Source organism: Escherichia sp. KS167_9B (assembly GCF_030295215.1).
Taxonomy (GTDB): Bacteria; Pseudomonadota; Gammaproteobacteria; order Enterobacterales; family Enterobacteriaceae; genus Escherichia; species Escherichia coli_F.
Genome location: NZ_AP025754.1, coordinates 77,509 through 94,128, shown reverse-complemented (window position 1 = coordinate 94,128; position 16,620 = coordinate 77,509). Strand labels below are relative to the sequence as shown.

At 52.2% G+C, this 16,620-nt stretch carries 17 protein-coding genes and 1 riboswitch; of the genes, 10 read left to right on the top strand and 7 right to left on the bottom strand.

What is annotated here, in order from left to right; all coding sequences use genetic code 11:
- Positions 1-18: 18 nt before the first annotated feature.
- From QUE34_RS00420 to ilvI, 3 genes are read right to left on the bottom strand one after another with little or no spacing between them, the layout of a single operon-like run.
- A complete protein-coding gene (locus QUE34_RS00420) occupies positions 19-105 on the bottom strand; it encodes a hypothetical protein (protein WP_032160836.1) in 87 nt (28 codons plus the stop codon).
- A gap of 11 nt (positions 106-116) precedes the next feature.
- Positions 117-608, bottom strand: a complete 492-nt coding sequence (ilvN, locus tag QUE34_RS00415) for an acetolactate synthase small subunit (protein ID WP_001252744.1) — start codon at positions 606-608, stop codon at positions 117-119.
- 2 nt (positions 609-610) lie between these two features.
- A complete protein-coding gene (gene ilvI, locus QUE34_RS00410; RefSeq protein WP_032302380.1) occupies positions 611-2,335 on the bottom strand; it encodes an acetolactate synthase 3 large subunit in 1,725 nt (574 codons plus the stop codon).
- Positions 2,336-2,452: 117 nt separating this feature from the next.
- Between ilvI and QUE34_RS00405 the strand changes: the two genes are divergently transcribed.
- Positions 2,453-2,497 carry a hypothetical protein gene (locus QUE34_RS00405; protein ID WP_175565144.1) on the top strand — a complete coding sequence of 15 codons (45 nt, stop codon included), beginning with the start codon at positions 2,453-2,455 and terminating at the stop codon, positions 2,495-2,497.
- 154 nt (positions 2,498-2,651) lie between these two features.
- On the opposite strand, the gene leuO is transcribed toward QUE34_RS00405, so the two are convergent.
- The gene (leuO, locus tag QUE34_RS00400; protein ID WP_001353461.1) at positions 2,652-3,596 is read right to left on the bottom strand and encodes a transcriptional regulator LeuO; all 945 of its coding nucleotides are present in this window, start codon (positions 3,594-3,596) and stop codon (positions 2,652-2,654) included.
- 658 nt (positions 3,597-4,254) lie between these two features.
- Between leuO and leuL the strand changes: the two genes are divergently transcribed.
- From leuL to leuD, 5 genes are all read left to right on the top strand, one after another.
- Positions 4,255-4,341: a leu operon leader peptide gene (leuL, locus tag QUE34_RS00395; RefSeq protein ID WP_001300467.1), complete on the top strand. Its 87-nt coding sequence runs from the start codon at positions 4,255-4,257 to the stop codon at positions 4,339-4,341.
- A gap of 92 nt (positions 4,342-4,433) precedes the next feature.
- A complete protein-coding gene (gene leuA / locus QUE34_RS00390) occupies positions 4,434-6,005 on the top strand; it encodes a 2-isopropylmalate synthase (RefSeq protein WP_000082846.1) in 1,572 nt (523 codons plus the stop codon).
- Positions 6,005-7,096, top strand: coding sequence for a 3-isopropylmalate dehydrogenase (gene leuB / locus QUE34_RS00385; RefSeq protein ID WP_000042368.1), 1,092 nt, complete (start codon positions 6,005-6,007; stop codon positions 7,094-7,096). Before leuA ends, leuB begins: the two co-directional genes overlap by 1 nt.
- Before the next feature lie 2 nt (positions 7,097-7,098).
- Positions 7,099-8,499 carry a 3-isopropylmalate dehydratase large subunit gene (leuC, locus tag QUE34_RS00380; protein WP_032302378.1) on the top strand — a complete coding sequence of 467 codons (1,401 nt, stop codon included), beginning with the start codon at positions 7,099-7,101 and terminating at the stop codon, positions 8,497-8,499.
- Between the two features lie 10 nt (positions 8,500-8,509).
- On the top strand, positions 8,510-9,115 hold the full coding sequence (gene leuD / locus QUE34_RS00375; protein ID WP_000818223.1) for a 3-isopropylmalate dehydratase small subunit: 606 nt from the start codon (positions 8,510-8,512) through the stop codon (positions 9,113-9,115).
- Positions 9,116-9,222: 107 nt separating this feature from the next.
- Here the strand turns inward: leuD and sgrT are convergent, their stop codons facing one another.
- Positions 9,223-9,354 carry a glucose uptake inhibitor SgrT gene (gene sgrT, locus QUE34_RS00370; RefSeq protein WP_001248772.1) on the bottom strand — a complete coding sequence of 44 codons (132 nt, stop codon included), beginning with the start codon at positions 9,352-9,354 and terminating at the stop codon, positions 9,223-9,225.
- Between the two features lie 88 nt (positions 9,355-9,442).
- On the opposite strand from sgrT, the gene sgrR reads away from it, so the two are divergent.
- The 4 genes from sgrR (at position 9,443) to thiQ (ending at position 14,513) form a co-directional block, all read left to right on the top strand.
- Complete coding sequence (gene sgrR / locus QUE34_RS00365; protein WP_024212241.1) at positions 9,443-11,098, top strand: DNA-binding transcriptional regulator SgrR; 1,656 nt, start codon at positions 9,443-9,445, stop codon at positions 11,096-11,098.
- A 33-nt stretch (positions 11,099-11,131) separates the two neighbouring features.
- A riboswitch (TPP riboswitch) is annotated at positions 11,132-11,231 on the top strand.
- Between the two features lie 30 nt (positions 11,232-11,261).
- The gene (thiB, locus tag QUE34_RS00360; RefSeq protein WP_001355216.1) at positions 11,262-12,245 is read left to right on the top strand and encodes a thiamine ABC transporter substrate binding subunit; all 984 of its coding nucleotides are present in this window, start codon (positions 11,262-11,264) and stop codon (positions 12,243-12,245) included.
- Entirely contained in the window at positions 12,221-13,831 is a 1,611-nt protein-coding gene (thiP, locus tag QUE34_RS00355) for a thiamine/thiamine pyrophosphate ABC transporter permease ThiP (protein ID WP_103253550.1), read from the top strand. Before thiB ends, thiP begins: the two co-directional genes overlap by 25 nt.
- Positions 13,815-14,513 carry a thiamine ABC transporter ATP-binding protein ThiQ gene (gene thiQ, locus QUE34_RS00350; RefSeq protein WP_032302375.1) on the top strand — a complete coding sequence of 233 codons (699 nt, stop codon included), beginning with the start codon at positions 13,815-13,817 and terminating at the stop codon, positions 14,511-14,513. The genes thiP and thiQ overlap by 17 nt, the downstream gene beginning before the upstream one ends.
- A 112-nt stretch (positions 14,514-14,625) precedes the next feature.
- Here the strand turns inward: thiQ and QUE34_RS00345 are convergent, their stop codons facing one another.
- Positions 14,626-15,390, bottom strand: a complete 765-nt coding sequence (locus QUE34_RS00345; RefSeq protein ID WP_001148408.1) for a DedA family protein — start codon at positions 15,388-15,390, stop codon at positions 14,626-14,628.
- Between the two features lie 85 nt (positions 15,391-15,475).
- Complete coding sequence (gene araC / locus QUE34_RS00340) at positions 15,476-16,354, bottom strand: arabinose operon transcriptional regulator AraC (protein WP_001300811.1); 879 nt, start codon at positions 16,352-16,354, stop codon at positions 15,476-15,478.
- Positions 16,355-16,620 lie beyond the last annotated feature (266 nt).

Below are 16,620 nucleotides of genomic sequence, written 5' to 3'. Positions count from 1 at the left end.
ACATCTAAGCGCAGAAAATTAACTGCGGCAACTGCTTTTATTCCAGGTTCCCACTGAATTCGCAAAAAAAGCCCAACGTGACATGTTGGGCTGCAAATTGCGCATTGAGATCATTCTCAACGCATTATTTTATCGCCGCGCGAAAGTCCAACTACACCAGAGCGAGCAACTTCCACAATTTTCGCCACATCGCGAATCGATGCTAAAAATGCATCAAGCTTATCGCTGGTGCCTGCCAGTTGGACGGTGTAAAGCGATGGCGTGACATCGATGATTTGCCCACGAAATATTTCCGTATTGCGCTTCACTTCGTCACGTCCGTAGCCGCTGGCCTGAATTTTCACCAGCATAATTTCCCGCTCGACGTGCGCCCCCTGCCCCAGCTCGCTCACGCGCAAGACATCGACCAGTTTGTGTAATTGCTTTTCGATCTGCTCAAGCACTTTTTCATCGCCCACGGTCTGGATGGTCATACGCGATAATGTCGGATCGTCGGTGGGCGCAACGGTCAGGCTTTCAATGTTGTACCCACGTTGGGAAAAAAGGCCAATCACGCGGGATAACGCGCCTGATTCATTTTCGAGTAAGACTGATAATATCCGGCGCATAATCAGGTTCTCTCCGTTTTGCTTAACCACATTTCATCCATTCCGCCCCCGCGAATCTGCATCGGGTAGACGTGCTCACTGCCATCGACGGTAACATCAACAAAGACCAGACGATTATTGCGCACCTGTTCCAGCGCCTCGCTAAGTTTGCTTTCCAGCTCTTGCGGATGAGAAATCTGGATCCCAACATGCCCATAGGCTTCCGCCAGACGGACGAAATCGGGTAGCGATTGCATATAAGATTGTGAATGACGGCCGGAATAGATCATGTCCTGCCACTGCTTCACCATCCCCAGATAGCGATTATTGAGATTCACCACCAATACCGGCAACTCGTATTGCAAGGCGGTTGACAGTTCCTGAATGTTCATCTGAATACTGCCGTCACCAGTGACGCAAACCACGGTTTCTTCTGGCAGCGCCATTTTGACACCCAGTGCCGCAGGTAAACCAAACCCCATCGTGCCGAGGCCACCAGAGTTAATCCAGCGACGCGGTTTGTCGAAAGGATAATAAAGTGCGGCGAACATCTGGTGCTGCCCGACATCAGACGTCACGTAAGCGTCCCCCTTCGTCAGCCGCCAAAGAGTCTCGATAACCGCCTGCGGTTTAATCTTTTCACTGTGAATATCGTATTTCAGGCACTGACGAGCACGCCACAGTTCAATCTGCTGCCACCAATCGCGGATCTCATCCAGCGGTTGATGGGCGGATTCTTGCGACAGGAGTTCAAGCATTTGTTCGAGGACCTGGCGGGCATCTCCAACAATCGGGATATCAGCAGTCACAGTTTTAGAAATGGAAGTAGGATCAATATCGATATGCAGAACCGTGGCATTTGGGCAGTACTTCGCAAGATTGTTCGTCGTTCGGTCATCAAAACGTACCCCGACGGCAAAAATCACATCCGCGTTATGCATCGTCATATTGGCTTCGTAGGTGCCGTGCATTCCCAGCATGCCCAGTGCCTGACGATGCGTTGCCGGAAACGCCCCCAGCCCCATTAATGAGGAAACAACGGGCAGATTCAACGCCTCCACCGTGTCTTTCAACTGCTGATGGCAGCCCGCCGTGATTGCCCCACCGCCTACATACACAACCGGTTTTTTTGCCGCCACCAGCGTTTGCAGAGCGCGCTTAATTTGCCCTTTATGTCCGGAGGTCGTGGGATTGTAAGATCGCATACTGACCGACTCCGGCCAGACGTAGGGTAATTTGTTCGCAGGATTAAGAATATCTTTCGGTAAATCAACGACCACTGGTCCAGGGCGACCACTTGCCGCCAGCCAAAAAGCCTTTTTCAGCACCTGCGGAATGTCTTCCGTTTGCTTAACCAGAAAACTGTGCTTCACCACTGGGCGGGAAATTCCCACCATGTCGCACTCCTGAAAGGCATCATAACCTATCAACGAGGTCGCTACCTGCCCGGAAAGGACAACTAATGGAATGGAATCCATATAAGCGGTGGCAATGCCAGTAATCGCATTGGTCGCCCCTGGCCCCGATGTTACCAGCACGACGCCGACTTCCCCGGTCGCGCGCGCCAGACCATCGGCCATATGCACCGCCGCCTGCTCATGACGAACTAATACATGATCGATACCACCCACGGTATGCAATGCATCGTAAATATCAAGGACCGCGCCTCCGGGATAACCGAATACTTGTTTAACGCCCTGATCGATAAGCGATCGGACGACCATCTCGGCTCCAGACAACATCTCCATGGCCTGCCTCACTGTTTAACGGAAAAATGTGTAAAACACATTAACCGCCCGATCTTGCTTAAGCAATTGGTAGCCAGAGACATAAATACGAGGTAATAAGAATAAACAGGAGGAAAGGTGAAAAGAAACGATAAAATCCTCCATTACGGAGGATTAAATTGATAATAAATCGGCTAAATCCCACAACTTACAGCAATTTCTCTATTTTTTTAATTAATCCTAAAATAGTGAACTCACACATTCAGAATAAAATTCTATATTCAATAAAAAATACAGAATAAATCAGTAATCAATATCTGACCTATTCTGCATTCAGTTAGCGTTTGCAAATTGAGACTAATTGCTCTTCCATCCACTGATGGCCTTTGTCGCGCCCGGCAGCTTCATGCCAGGAGAGATAACAGGTTCTGCTATTTTGTTTTAATGGCAGCGGTAATACCTGTAACTCTAAAGATTCAGCGAACTCTTCAGCCAGCCAACGCGGCGCAATAGCGACCAGATGCGTTTGCGACACCACGCTCAGTACACTCATCATTGCCATGCCCTGATACGCGATACTGGCTTGTTTATCTACCGTGTCATACCACGGTTGACTAAATGACGCGAAACGATCGAGCGAAACTGCCGCATGTTGTTCGTTATAAACATCATGTTTCAGTAACGGGCCTTTAATTGTTGGATGATTTTTGCTGGCTACCAGCACCATTTCATCTTTAAATAATGGCACACTGGTAAATTCAGGACGATGGAAGTCTTCATAACTAATCACAAACTCCGTTTCCTGATAACGCAGTTGATGTTCAGTGTTCTGATTTAATGAAGACTTGAACATAACATGTATATTTGGCGCAGTTTGCTCAATGTGATTATAAATCTGCGAGGTCAGAATGCTGTCTAACGGACTGCAAACACAAAGATGAAATACACGTTCACTGCTCGCGGGTTCAAAACCTGAACCTGGCAATTCATTTTGTACTAATTGCAATGCCTGACGAACTGAACCAAAAAGTTGAAATGCGCGAGCAGTCGGTTGAATGCCACGGCCATAACGAACAAAAAGCTCGTCATTAAACATCACCTTCAGGCGTGCAACCGCGTTACTGACCGCAGGTTGCGACATCCCCAGAACATGAGCGGCACGGGTGATGTTTTGCTCCTGCATCACGGCATCGAAAACGGTTAATAAGTTGAGATCGACCATGCGTAGTTGTGGCTTGCTTAACTCCGCCGTCTCTGGTTGCTCTGTTTGTACCTCTGGCATACTTAACTCCACTGTCACACTTAACTCCCTTTCCCTTATTGGAATGCAGAGAAATAATCCTCGAGAATATGATTTATCATGCATATAAAATAAGAAAAAGGAAAATGAGAAAAATTAGGAAAACATAAAGATACGGGTTCTTATAAAAACAGAACCCATTGCCGAGTAAAGAGTCATTTACCGCAGCATAATAATCCATAATGTTTTTGTTGCGAAAACAATCTAATCATAACTACCGCGAATACTCAATCATCCACAAAATGGATTAAATGTGCTTTTTTAATAATTAATTTATATGTTTAATGCATTAATTCTTAACATTAATCGAACAATAATATTCACCAAATGAATATCAAAAAATTAGCAAAACATATAATTCAATACAAATCATCAAGATAGGTTTTGTAACGCGTGCATTTTATCCCCCTTTTCCTCGTTGATTAGATGCAAAAATTTATTCTGAAATATGTCAACCGATGAAAAGCGTCGGTGGTTAAGCAGAAATTAATATCGCTTGTTTTAACCACCGCAGCACAATTAGCTAATTTGACGAATGCAGAACTCACTCTGGCGGAACGTTTTTGTTGCGTCAGGGTTGACATCCGTTTTTGTATCCAGTAACTCTAAAAGCATATCGTATTCATCTGGAGCTGATTTAATGACTCACATCGTTCGCTTTATCGGTCTACTACTACTAAACGCATCTTCTTTGCGCGGTAGACGAGTGAGCGGCATTCAGCATTAAGCCAGCACGCAGTCAAACAAAAAACCCGCGCCATTGCGCGGGTTTTTTTATGCCCGAAGCGAGGCGCTCAAAAAGAGACAAGGACCCAAACCATGAGCCAGCAAGTCATTATTTTCGATACCACATTGCGCGACGGTGAACAGGCGTTACAGGCAAGCTTGAGTGTGAAAGAAAAACTGCAAATTGCGCTGGCCCTTGAGCGTATGGGTGTTGACGTGATGGAAGTCGGTTTCCCCGTCTCTTCGCCGGGCGATTTCGAATCGGTGCAGACCATCGCCCGCCAGGTCAAAAACAGCCGCGTATGTGCGTTAGCTCGCTGCGTGGAAAAGGATATCGACGTGGCAGCTGAATCTCTGAAAGTTGCCGAAGCCTTCCGTATCCATACCTTTATTGCCACTTCGCCAATGCACATCGCCACCAAGCTGCGCAGCACGCTGGATGAAGTGATCGAACGCGCTATCTATATGGTGAAACGCGCCCGTAATTACACCGATGATGTTGAATTTTCTTGCGAAGATGCCGGACGCACACCCATTGCCGATCTGGCGCGCGTGGTTGAAGCGGCGATTAATGCCGGTGCCACCACCATCAACATTCCGGACACCGTGGGCTACACCATGCCATTTGAGTTCGCCGGAATCATCAGCGGCCTGTATGAACGCGTGCCTAACATCGACAAAGCCATTATCTCCGTACATACCCACGACGATTTAGGCCTGGCAGTTGGCAACTCACTGGCGGCGGTACATGCCGGAGCGCGCCAGGTGGAAGGTGCAATGAATGGGATCGGCGAGCGAGCCGGTAACTGTTCGCTGGAAGAAGTGATCATGGCGATCAAAGTACGTAAGGATATTCTTAACGTTCATACCGCCATTAATCACCAGGAAATATGGCGCACCAGCCAGTTAGTTAGCCAGATTTGTAATATGCCGATCCCGGCAAACAAAGCCATTGTTGGCAGCGGCGCATTCGCACACTCCTCCGGTATCCACCAGGATGGCGTGCTGAAAAACCGCGAAAACTACGAAATCATGACACCAGAATCTATTGGTCTGAACCAAATCCAGCTGAATCTGACCTCTCGTTCCGGTCGTGCGGCAGTAAAACACCGCATGGATGAGATGGGGTATAAAGAAAGTGAATATAATTTAGACAATTTGTACGATGCCTTCCTGAAGCTGGCGGACAAAAAAGGTCAGGTGTTTGATTACGATCTGGAGGCGCTGGCCTTCATCGGTAAGCAGCAAGAAGAGCCGGAGCATTTCCGTCTGGATTACTTCAGCGTGCAGTCTGGTTCTAACGATATTGCCACTGCCGCCGTCAAACTGGCCTGTGGCGAGGAAGTTAAAGCGGAAGCTGCCAACGGTAATGGTCCGGTCGATGCCGTCTATCAGGCGATTAACCGCATCACTGACTATAACGTCGAACTGGTGAAATACAGCCTGACCGCCAAAGGCCACGGTAAAGATGCGCTGGGTCAGGTGGATATCGTCGCTAACTACAACGGTCGCCGCTTCCACGGCGTCGGCCTGGCCACCGATATTGTCGAGTCCTCCGCCAAAGCCATGGTGCACGTACTGAACAATATCTGGCGCGCCGCAGAAGTCGAAAAAGAGTTGCAACGCAAAGCTCAACACAACGAAAACAACAAGGAAACCGTGTGATGTCGAAGAATTACCATATTGCCGTTTTACCCGGAGATGGGATCGGGCCGGAAGTGATGACCCAGGCACTGAAAGTGCTGGATGCCGTGCGTAACCGCTTTGCGATGCGTATCACCACCAGCCATTACGATGTAGGCGGCGCAGCCATTGATAACCACGGGCAGCCGCTGCCGCCTGCGACGGTTGAAGGTTGTGAGCAAGCCGATGCCGTGCTGTTTGGCTCGGTGGGCGGCCCGAAATGGGAACATTTGCCGCCAGACCAGCAACCAGAACGCGGCGCGCTGTTGCCTTTGCGTAAGCACTTCAAATTATTCAGCAACCTGCGTCCGGCAAAACTGTATCAGGGGCTGGAAGCATTCTGTCCGCTGCGTGCTGACATTGCCGCTAACGGCTTCGACATCCTGTGCGTGCGCGAACTGACCGGTGGCATCTATTTCGGTCAACCAAAAGGCCGCGAAGGTAGCGGACAATATGAAAAAGCGTTTGATACCGAGGTGTATCACCGTTTTGAGATCGAGCGCATTGCCCGTATCGCGTTTGAATCTGCCCGCAAGCGTCGTCGCAAAGTCACCTCAATCGACAAAGCCAATGTGCTGCAATCCTCTATTTTATGGCGGGAAATTGTTAACGAGATCGCCACGGAGTATCCGGATGTCGAACTGGCGCATATGTACATCGACAACGCTACCATGCAGCTGATTAAAGATCCGTCGCAGTTTGACGTACTGCTGTGCTCCAACCTGTTTGGCGACATTCTGTCTGATGAATGCGCGATGATCACAGGCTCGATGGGCATGTTGCCTTCCGCCAGCCTGAACGAGCAAGGTTTTGGTCTGTATGAACCGGCGGGCGGCTCGGCACCCGATATCGCAGGCAAAAACATCGCCAACCCGATTGCACAAATTCTGTCGCTGGCGCTGCTGCTGCGTTACAGCCTGGATGCCGATGATGCGGCTTCCGCCATTGAACGCGCCATTAACCGCGCGTTAGAAGAAGGCATTCGCACCGGGGATTTAGCCCGTGGCGCTGCCGCCGTTAGTACCGATGAAATGGGCGATATCATTGCCCGCTATGTGGCAGAAGGGGTGTAATCATGGCTAAGACGTTATACGAAAAATTATTCGACGCTCACGTAGTGTACGAAGCCGAAAACGAAACCCCGCTGTTATATATCGACCGTCATCTGGTACATGAAGTGACCTCACCGCAGGCGTTCGATGGTCTGCGCGCCCACGGTCGCCCGGTACGTCAGCCGGGGAAAACCTTCGCCACCATGGATCACAACGTCTCGACTCAGACTAAAGACATTAATGCCTGCGGTGAGATGGCGCGCATCCAGATGCAGGAACTGATCAAAAACTGCAAAGAGTTTGGCGTCGAACTGTATGACCTGAATCACCCGTATCAGGGGATTGTCCACGTAATGGGGCCGGAACAGGGCGTCACCTTACCCGGAATGACCATTGTCTGCGGCGACTCACATACCGCCACCCACGGGGCGTTTGGTGCACTGGCCTTTGGTATCGGTACATCCGAGGTCGAACACGTACTGGCAACGCAGACCCTGAAACAGGGGCGCGCGAAAACCATGAAAATTGAAGTCCAGGGCAAAGCTGCGCCGGGCATTACCGCGAAAGATATTGTGCTGGCGATTATCGGTAAAACCGGCAGCGCTGGCGGTACCGGGCATGTGGTGGAGTTTTGCGGCGAAGCAATCCGTGATTTAAGCATGGAAGGTCGTATGACCCTGTGCAACATGGCAATCGAAATGGGCGCAAAAGCCGGTCTGGTTGCGCCGGACGAAACCACCTTTAACTATATTAAAGGCCGTCTGCATGCGCCGAAAGGTAAAGATTTCGACGACGCCGTTGCCTACTGGAAAACTCTGAAAACCGACGAAGGCGCAACTTTCGATACCGTTGTCACTCTGCAAGCAGAAGAGATCGCCCCGCAGGTAACATGGGGAACTAACCCCGGTCAGGTGATCTCCGTGAACGACAACATTCCCGATCCGGCTTCGTTTGCCGATCCGGTTGAACGCGCGTCGGCAGAAAAAGCGCTGGCCTATATGGGGCTGAAACCGGGTATTCCGCTGACCGAAGTGGCTATCGACAAAGTGTTTATCGGTTCCTGCACCAACTCGCGCATTGAAGATTTACGCGCAGCGGCAGAAATCGCCAAAGGCCGGAAAGTCGCGCCGGGCGTGCAGGCACTGGTGGTTCCCGGCTCTGGTCCGGTAAAAGCCCAGGCGGAAGCGGAAGGTCTGGACAAAATCTTTATCGAAGCCGGTTTTGAATGGCGCTTGCCAGGCTGCTCAATGTGTCTGGCGATGAACAACGACCGCCTGAATCCGGGCGAACGTTGTGCCTCCACCAGCAACCGTAACTTTGAAGGCCGCCAGGGGCGCGGTGGACGCACGCATCTGGTCAGCCCGGCAATGGCTGCCGCTGCTGCTGTTACTGGTCATTTCGCCGATATTCGCAACATTAAATAAGGAGCACACCATGGCAGAGAAATTTATCAAACACACAGGCCTGGTGGTTCCGCTGGATGCCGCCAATGTCGATACCGATGCAATCATCCCGAAACAGTTTTTGCAGAAAGTGACCCGTACAGGTTTTGGCGCGCATCTGTTTAACGACTGGCGTTTTCTGGATGAAAAAGGCCAACAGCCAAACCCGGACTTCGTGCTGAACTTCCCGCAATATCAGGGCGCTTCCATTTTGCTGGCACGAGAAAACTTCGGCTGCGGTTCCTCGCGTGAGCATGCGCCGTGGGCATTGACCGATTACGGTTTTAAAGTGGTGATTGCACCGAGTTTTGCTGACATCTTCTACGGCAACAGCTTTAACAACCAGCTGCTGCCGGTGAAATTAAGCGATGCAGAAGTGGACGAACTGTTTGCGCTGGTGAAAGCCAATCCGGGGATTCATTTTGATGTAGACCTGGAAGCGCAAGAGGTGAAAGCGGGTGAGAAAACTTATCGCTTTGCCATTGATGCCTTCCGCCGCCACTGCATGATGAATGGTCTGGACAGCATCGGCCTGACCCTGCAGCACGACGACGCTATTGCGTCTTATGAAGAGAAGCAACCGGCATTTATGCGTTAGTTTGTAAACCGTCCGGCACTCAATCGCCAAAAAGAAAAAAGCCAGCAGATAATCACTGCTGGCGTGGCGATTAACACCAATACTCAGTCACACATGATGTCCGCAAATCAGTAGTCAGAATGACTCCCCTCCCACTGCATCAGCTCTTCAAGCATGGTTAATCGTTGTGGGACGCTTAACCAACGCAACCAGCACAACGTCGCTGTCGCGGTAAAATAGTGCTGATAAAACTGACGCATGGGGCACCTCCTTGCTTCATCGTTAGGAATTATTGACTTAATATAGGGAAAATAAAATTGCTGACTTTTGCGCAGGAGTTCCCCTTTTATGCCATCCGCTCGTCTGCAACAACAGTTCATCCGCCTGTGGCAATGCTGCGAGGGTAAATCGCAGGACACAACGCTCAACGAACTAGCGGAGTTATTGAGCTGCTCCCGTCGTCATATGCGCACCCTGCTCAATACCATGCAGGATCGCGGCTGGCTGACGTGGGAAGCGGAGGTCGGGCGCGGTAAACGCTCACGTTTAACATTCCTCTATACCGGGCTGGCGCTTCAGCAACAGCGAGCAGAGGACCTGCTGGAGCAGGATCGTATCGATCAGTTGGTGCAACTGGTTGGCGACAAAGCGGCTGTGCGGCAAATGCTGGTTTCTCATCTGGGGCGTACCTTCCGCCAGGGGCGGCACATCCTGCGCGTTCTCTACTATCGTCCGTTGCGCAATCTGCTGCCCGGCAGTGCATTGCGCCGTTCCGAAACCCATATCGCCCGGCAAATCTTCAGTTCGCTAACGCGCATAAATGAGGAAAATGGGGAACTGGAAGCAGACATCGCCCACCACTGGCAGCAAATATCACCGCTTCACTGGCGCTTCTTTTTGCGTCCAGGAGTCCATTTTCATCATGGTCGTGAACTGGAAATGGACGACGTGATCGCCTCTTTAAAACGAATCAATACGCTGCCGCTCTATTCGCATATTGCGGACATTGTGTCGCCGACGCCCTGGACGCTGGATATCCATCTCACGCAACCGGACCGCTGGTTACCGTTACTGCTGGGGCAAGTTCCGGCGATGATCCTGCCACGAGAATGGGAAACCCTCAGTAACTTTGCCAGCCATCCCATCGGCACCGGTCCGTATGCGGTGATCCGCAACAGCACCAATCAACTGAAAATTCAGGCATTCGATGACTTCTTCGGTTATCGCGCATTAATCGACGAAGTAAATGTCTGGGTTCTGCCAGAAATTGCCGACGAGCCAGCCGGCGGTCTGATGCTAAAAGGGCCGCAGGGCGAGGAAAAAGAGATTGAAAGTCGGCTGGAGGAAGGTTGCTACTATTTACTGTTCGACAGCCGCACCCATCGTGGGGCGAATCAGCAAGTCAGGGACTGGGTAAGTTATGTGCTTTCTCCAACTAATCTGGTCTATTTCGCCGAGGAACAATACCAGCAACTCTGGTTTCCAGCCTACGGGCTGTTGCCGCGCTGGCATCATGCCCACCCGGCGCAGTGCGAAAAACCTGCCGGGCTGGAAAGCCTCACCCTGACCTTTTATCAGGATCATATTGAGCATCGGGTGATTGCCAGGATCATGCAGCAGATTCTGGCAAGTCATCAGGTCACACTTGAAATTAAAGAGATCAGCTACGATCAGTGGCACGAAGGAGAGATCGAGAGCGATATCTGGCTTAACAGCGCCAACTTTACGCTGCCGCTGGATTTTTCGCTGTTCGCGCACTTGTGCGAGGTGCCGCTGCTCCAACACTGTATTCCGATCGACTGGCAAGCCGACGCCGCCCGCTGGCGCAATGGCGAAATGAATCTGGCGAACTGGTGCCAGCAACTGGTCGCCAGTAAAGCAATGGTGCCACTTATCCACCACTGGCTGATCATTCAGGGGCAACGCAGTATGCGCGGTCTGCGTATGAACACCCTCGGCTGGTTCGATTTTAAATCCGCGTGGTTTGCACCACCGGATCCATGATTGCTGGTTGATAACAAAATCACTACACTAACGCCGTTCTCAACGGGGTGCCACGCTGCCGCGTGCGCTGAGAAAATACCCGTCGAACCTGATCCGGATAACGCCGGCGAAGGGATTTGAGGCTCCTTCTCAAGTCCTTTGCCACTCTTCTTTGAGGTGCAAAGTGTTAAAAAAATATCTTCCCCTGCTGTTGCTCTGTACAGCACCCGCTTTCGCTAAACCCGTTCTGACTGTTTATACCTACGATTCCTTCGCCGCCGACTGGGGGCCAGGTCCGGTGGTGAAAAAAGCCTTTGAAGCCGACTGTAATTGCGAACTGAAACTGGTGGCGCTGGAAGATGGCGTTTCGCTTCTCAACCGTCTGCGGATGGAAGGCAAAAACAGTAAAGCCGATGTGGTGCTGGGGCTGGATAACAATCTGTTAGATGCCGCCAGCAAAACCGGGCTGTTTGCTAAAAGCGGTGTGGCAGCGGATGCCGTTAACGTTCCCGGCGGCTGGAATAATGACACTTTCGTCCCGTTTGATTACGGCTATTTCGCCTTCGTCTATGACAAGAACAAACTGAAAAATCCGCCGCAAAGCCTGAAAGAATTGGTTGAAAGCGATCAAAACTGGCGGGTGATTTATCAGGATCCGCGTACCAGTACGCCGGGCCTGGGCCTGTTGTTGTGGATGCAAAAAGTCTATGGCGATGACGCCCCACAAGCCTGGCAGAAGCTGGCGAAGAAAACGGTCACGGTCACCAAAGGCTGGAGCGAAGCCTACGGCCTGTTTTTAAAAGGCGAAAGCGATCTGGTACTGAGTTACACCACCTCTCCGGCTTATCACATTCTCGAAGAGAAGAAAGATAACTACGCCGCCGCGAACTTCAGCGAAGGTCACTATTTGCAAGTGGAAGTCGCCGCCCGCACCGCTGCCAGCAAACAGCCGGAGCTGGCGCAAAAATTCCTCCAGTTTATGGTTTCTCCGGCTTTTCAGAATGCGATCCCAACCGGCAACTGGATGTATCCGGTGGCAAACGTCACGCTGCCTGCCGGTTTTGAAAAATTGACCAAACCGGCAACCACGCTGGAGTTCACGCCAGCCGAGGTGGCGGCACAACGTCAGGCATGGATTAGCGAATGGCAACGCGCCGTCAGCCGTTAATTCCCGGCTGGTTAATTCCAGGCGTAAGCGCCGCTACGCTTGTGGTGGCGGTTGCACTGGCGGCATTTCTCGCCCTGTGGTGGAACGCGCCGCAGGGTGACTGGATGGCAATCTGGCAGGACAGCTACCTGTGGCATGTGGTGCGCTTCTCCTTCTGGCAGGCGTTTCTCTCGGCGCTGCTCTCTGTCGTACCCGCGATATTCCTCGCCCGCGCGCTCTATCGCAGGCGCTTTCCGGGTCGGCTGGTGCTGTTGCGTCTGTGCGCAATGACCTTGATCCTCCCGGTGCTGGTTGCTGTTTTCGGCATTCTTAGCGTCTATGGTCGCCAGGGCTGGCTGGCATCACTCTGCCAGTCGCTCGGTCTGGAGTGGACCTTTTCGCCCTACGGCCTGCAAGGCATTTTGCTGGCGCACGTATTTTTTAATCTGCCGATGGCGAGCCGCTTATTGCTCCAGGCACTGGAAAACATTCCCGGCGAACAGCGTCAGCTTGCTGCCCAGCTTGGCATGCGCGGCTGGCATTTTTTCCGCTTCGTTGAATGGCCGTGGTTACGGCGCCAAATCCCGCCGGTTGCTGCGCTGATCTTTATGCTCTGTTTCGCCAGCTTCGCCACCGTGCTGTCGCTGGGCGGTGGTCCGCAGGCGACCACTATCGAGCTGGCAATCTATCAAGCGCTGAGTTACGACTACGATCCCGCCCGCGCGGCGATGCTGGCGCTGATCCAGATGGTTTGTTGCCTTGGGCTGGTGCTGTTGAGTCAGCGACTAAGTAAGGCCATTGCGCCCGGCACCACGCTGCTGCAAGGCTGGCGCGACCCGGACGATCGTCTGCATAGCCGCATTTGCGACACGGTGTTAATTGTGCTGGCGCTGTTGCTGTTGCTGCCACCGTTACTGGCGGTGCTCGTCGATGGGATAAATCGCCAGTTGCCGGAAGTGCTGGCGCAGCCGGTGCTGTGGCAGGCGCTGTGGACCTCGTTGCGTATTGCGCTGGCGGCAGGCGTATTGTGCGTGGTGCTGACCATGATGCTGCTATGGAGCAGTCGCGAACTGCGGGCACGGCAAAAAATGCTGGCGGGCCAGGCGCTGGAGATGAGCGGCATGTTGATCCTCGCTATGCCGGGGATTGTGCTGGCAACGGGCTTCTTTTTACTGCTCAACAACACCATCGGCCTGCCACAATCTGCTGACGGCATCGTGATTTTCACCAATGCGTTAATGGCCATCCCTTATGCGCTGAAAGTGCTGGAAAACCCGATGCGCGATATCACTGCCCGCTATAGCATGCTTTGTCAGTCGCTGGGCATTGAAGGCTGGTCGCGCTTAAAAGTGGTGGAGCTGCGCGCCCTGAAACGTCCGCTGGCGCAGGCGCTGGCCTTTGCCTGTGTACTGTCGATTGGTGATTTTGGCGTGGTGGCGTTGTTCGGTAACGATGATTTCCGAACCCTACCGTTTTATCTCTACCAGCAAATTGGCTCCTATCGCAGCCAGGACGGCGCGGTCACCGCGTTAATTCTGCTGCTGCTCTGTTTTCTGCTGTTTACCGTGATTGAAAAACTACCGGGGCGAAATGTTAAAACTGACTGATATCACCTGGCTTTATCACCATTTGCCGATGCGTTTTAGCTTAACGGTGGAACCCGGCGAGCAGGTGGCGATCCTCGGGCCAAGCGGCGCGGGTAAAAGTACCCTGCTAAATTTGATCGCCGGTTTTCTGACGCCAGCCAGCGGTTCGCTGACTATCGAGGGTATTGATCACACCACTACGCCGCCGTCACGCCGTCCGGTGTCGATGCTGTTTCAGGAGAACAACCTGTTCAGTCACCTGACGGTCGCGCAGAACATCGGGCTGGGGCTAAATCCGGGCTTGAAACTGAACGCGGCGCAGCAGGAGAAAATGCACGCTATTGCCCGTCAGATGGGGATTGATAATTTAATGGCGCGGTTACCGGGCGAGCTTTCCGGCGGTCAGCGACAGCGCGTGGCGTTAGCGCGTTGTCTGGTGCGCGAACAGCCGATTTTATTGCTCGATGAACCGTTCTCTGCGCTCGATCCGGCGTTACGTCAGGAGATGCTGACGCTGGTGAGCACGAGCTGCCAGCAGCAAAAAATGACGCTATTGATGGTGTCGCACAGTGTGGAAGATGCGGCGCGGATCGCCACACGCTCGGTGGTGGTCGCCGACGGGCGCATCGCCTGGCAGGGTAAGACTGAAGAATTGTTGAGCGGTAAGGCGAGTGCTTCGGCAATATTGGGGATTACGGGTTAGTATGCACTGTCGGATGCGGCGTGAACGCCTTATCCGACCTACGGACAGTGCGTTTTGTAGGCCTGATAAGACGCGGCAAGCGTCGCATCAGGCAACCCGCACAGACTATCCCCTAAACCCCAACCACTTTCCGCAAAATATCGATATATACCGGCATCAACGGGTGGCGAATTAACACCACCAGCGCCACCACGCCGATGGCAGAAATCAACGGTGTCAACCACAACAAATGACCGCGCGACAAATAATGACTTAAACGATCAGTTACCTTGCCGCTGCGCCATAACCGCCAACACAGCCAGCCGCCAACCCACAAAAACACCGCTGTTGCCAGCAGCAACCACTTAAATTCACCGCTCTGCATCCCGGCAGGAATATCGATCGCCGCACCCGCCAGAATCCCCGGCAGGAAGTAAAACGGAGGCCATAACAGGCAGCCGATAATATTTGGCGTAATAAATTTCGCCACCGGGAGATCCAACATTCCCGCCACCATTGGCACCAGCGGACGCGTCGGGCCGACAAAACGACCGACCAGAATGGTAAACATGCTGTGTTGATGCAACGCATGTTCAGTTTTATCGAGTAATGCTTTGTTCTTCTTCAGAAATGACCAGCGATGCAACGGCTTTTTAAAACGCCAGCCCAGCCAGAAGGAGATCCAGTCGCCCAGCAGGCAACCGACGATCCCTGCCAGCCAGGCGTGCCAGAAACTTAACTCGCCGCTGCCAATCAGCGCCCCCAGTCCCGCCATTAGCACCGTACCGGGTAAAATCAAACCGACCAGCGCCAGCGACTCCAGAAAGGCCACCAACACCACCGCCATCAATGAATACACGGTGGATTGGGTAATAAAGTGTTCCAGCAATGCTTGCATAATGTGCCTGTCAAATGGACGAAGCAGGGATTCTGCAAACCCTATGCTACTCCGTCAAGCCGTCAATTATCTGATTCGTTACCAATTATGACAACTTGACGGCTACATCATTCACTTTTTCTTCACAACCGGCACGGAACTCACTGGGGCTGGCCCCGGTGCATTTTTTAAATACCCGCGAGAAATAGAGTTGATCGTCAAAGCCAACATTGCGACCGACAGTGGCGATAGGCATCCGTGTGGTGCTCAAAAGCAGCTTCGCCTGGCTGATGCGTTGGTCCTCGCGCCAGCTTAAGACACTAATCCCTAACTGTTGGCGGAACAGATGTGACAGACGCGACGGCGACAGGCAGACATGCTGCGCCACGCTGGCGATATCAAAATTGCTGTCTGCCAGGTGATCGCTGATGTACTGACAAGCCTCGCGTACCCGATTATCCATCGGTGGGTGGAGCGACTCGTTAATCGCTTCCATGCGCCGCAGTAACAATTGCTCAAGCAGATTTATCGCCAGCAATTCCGAATAGCGCCCTTCCCCTTGCCCGGCGTTAATGATTTGCCCAAACAGGTCGCTGAAATGCGGCTGGTGCGCTTCATCCGGGCGAAAGAAACCGGTATTGGCAAATATTGACGGCCAGTTAAGCCATTCATGCCAGTAGGCGCGCGGACGAAAGTAAACCCACTGGTGATACCATTCGCGAGCCTCCGGATGACGACCGTAGTGATGAATCTCTCCTGGCGGGAACAGCAAAATATCACCCGGTCGGCAGACAAATTCTCGTCCCTGATTTTTCACCACCCCCTGGCCGCGTATGGTGAGATTGAGAATATAACCCTTCATTCCCAGCGGTCGGTCGATAAAAAAATCGAGATATCCGTTGGCCTCAATCGGCGTTAAACCCGCCACCAGATGGGCGTTAAACGAGTATCCCGGCAGCAGGGGATCATTTTGCGCTTCAGCCATACTTTTCATACTCCCGCCATTCAGAGAAGAAACCAATTGTCCATATTGCATTAGACATTGCCGTCACTGCGTCTTTTACTGGCTCTTCTCGCTAATCCAACCGGTAACCCCGCTTATTAAAAGCATTCTGTAACAAAGCGGGACCAAAGCCATGACAAAAACGCGTAACAAAAGTGTCTATAATCACGGCAGAAAAGTCCACATTGATTATTTGCACGGCGTCACACTTTGCTATGCCATAGCATTTTTATCCATAAGATTAGCGG

What these genes read in the sequence shown, in the direction of transcription:
- QUE34_RS00420 (WP_032160836.1), bottom strand. Translation starts at nt 105, where the DNA reads ATGCGCAATTTGCAGCCCAACATGTCACGTTGGGCTTTTTTTGCGAAT.
- ilvN (WP_001252744.1), bottom strand. Translation starts at nt 608, where the DNA reads ATGCGCCGGATATTATCAGTCTTACTCGAAAATGAATCAGGCGCGTTA.
- ilvI (WP_032302380.1), bottom strand. Translation starts at nt 2,335, where the DNA reads ATGGAGATGTTGTCTGGAGCCGAGATGGTCGTCCGATCGCTTATCGAT.
- leuO (WP_001353461.1), bottom strand. Translation starts at nt 3,596, where the DNA reads ATGCCAGAGGTACAAACAGAGCAACCAGAGACGGCGGAGTTAAGCAAG.
- leuL (WP_001300467.1), top strand. Translation starts at nt 4,255, where the DNA reads ATGACTCACATCGTTCGCTTTATCGGTCTACTACTACTAAACGCATCT.
- leuA (WP_000082846.1), top strand. Translation starts at nt 4,434, where the DNA reads ATGAGCCAGCAAGTCATTATTTTCGATACCACATTGCGCGACGGTGAA.
- leuB (WP_000042368.1), top strand. Translation starts at nt 6,005, where the DNA reads ATGTCGAAGAATTACCATATTGCCGTTTTACCCGGAGATGGGATCGGG.
- leuC (WP_032302378.1), top strand. Translation starts at nt 7,099, where the DNA reads ATGGCTAAGACGTTATACGAAAAATTATTCGACGCTCACGTAGTGTAC.
- leuD (WP_000818223.1), top strand. Translation starts at nt 8,510, where the DNA reads ATGGCAGAGAAATTTATCAAACACACAGGCCTGGTGGTTCCGCTGGAT.
- sgrT (WP_001248772.1), bottom strand. Translation starts at nt 9,354, where the DNA reads ATGCGTCAGTTTTATCAGCACTATTTTACCGCGACAGCGACGTTGTGC.
- sgrR (WP_024212241.1), top strand. Translation starts at nt 9,443, where the DNA reads ATGCCATCCGCTCGTCTGCAACAACAGTTCATCCGCCTGTGGCAATGC.
- thiP (WP_103253550.1), top strand. Translation starts at nt 12,221, where the DNA reads ATGGCAACGCGCCGTCAGCCGTTAATTCCCGGCTGGTTAATTCCAGGC.
- thiQ (WP_032302375.1), top strand. Translation starts at nt 13,815, where the DNA reads ATGTTAAAACTGACTGATATCACCTGGCTTTATCACCATTTGCCGATG.
- QUE34_RS00345 (WP_001148408.1), bottom strand. Translation starts at nt 15,390, where the DNA reads ATGCAAGCATTGCTGGAACACTTTATTACCCAATCCACCGTGTATTCA.
- araC (WP_001300811.1), bottom strand. Translation starts at nt 16,354, where the DNA reads ATGGCTGAAGCGCAAAATGATCCCCTGCTGCCGGGATACTCGTTTAAC.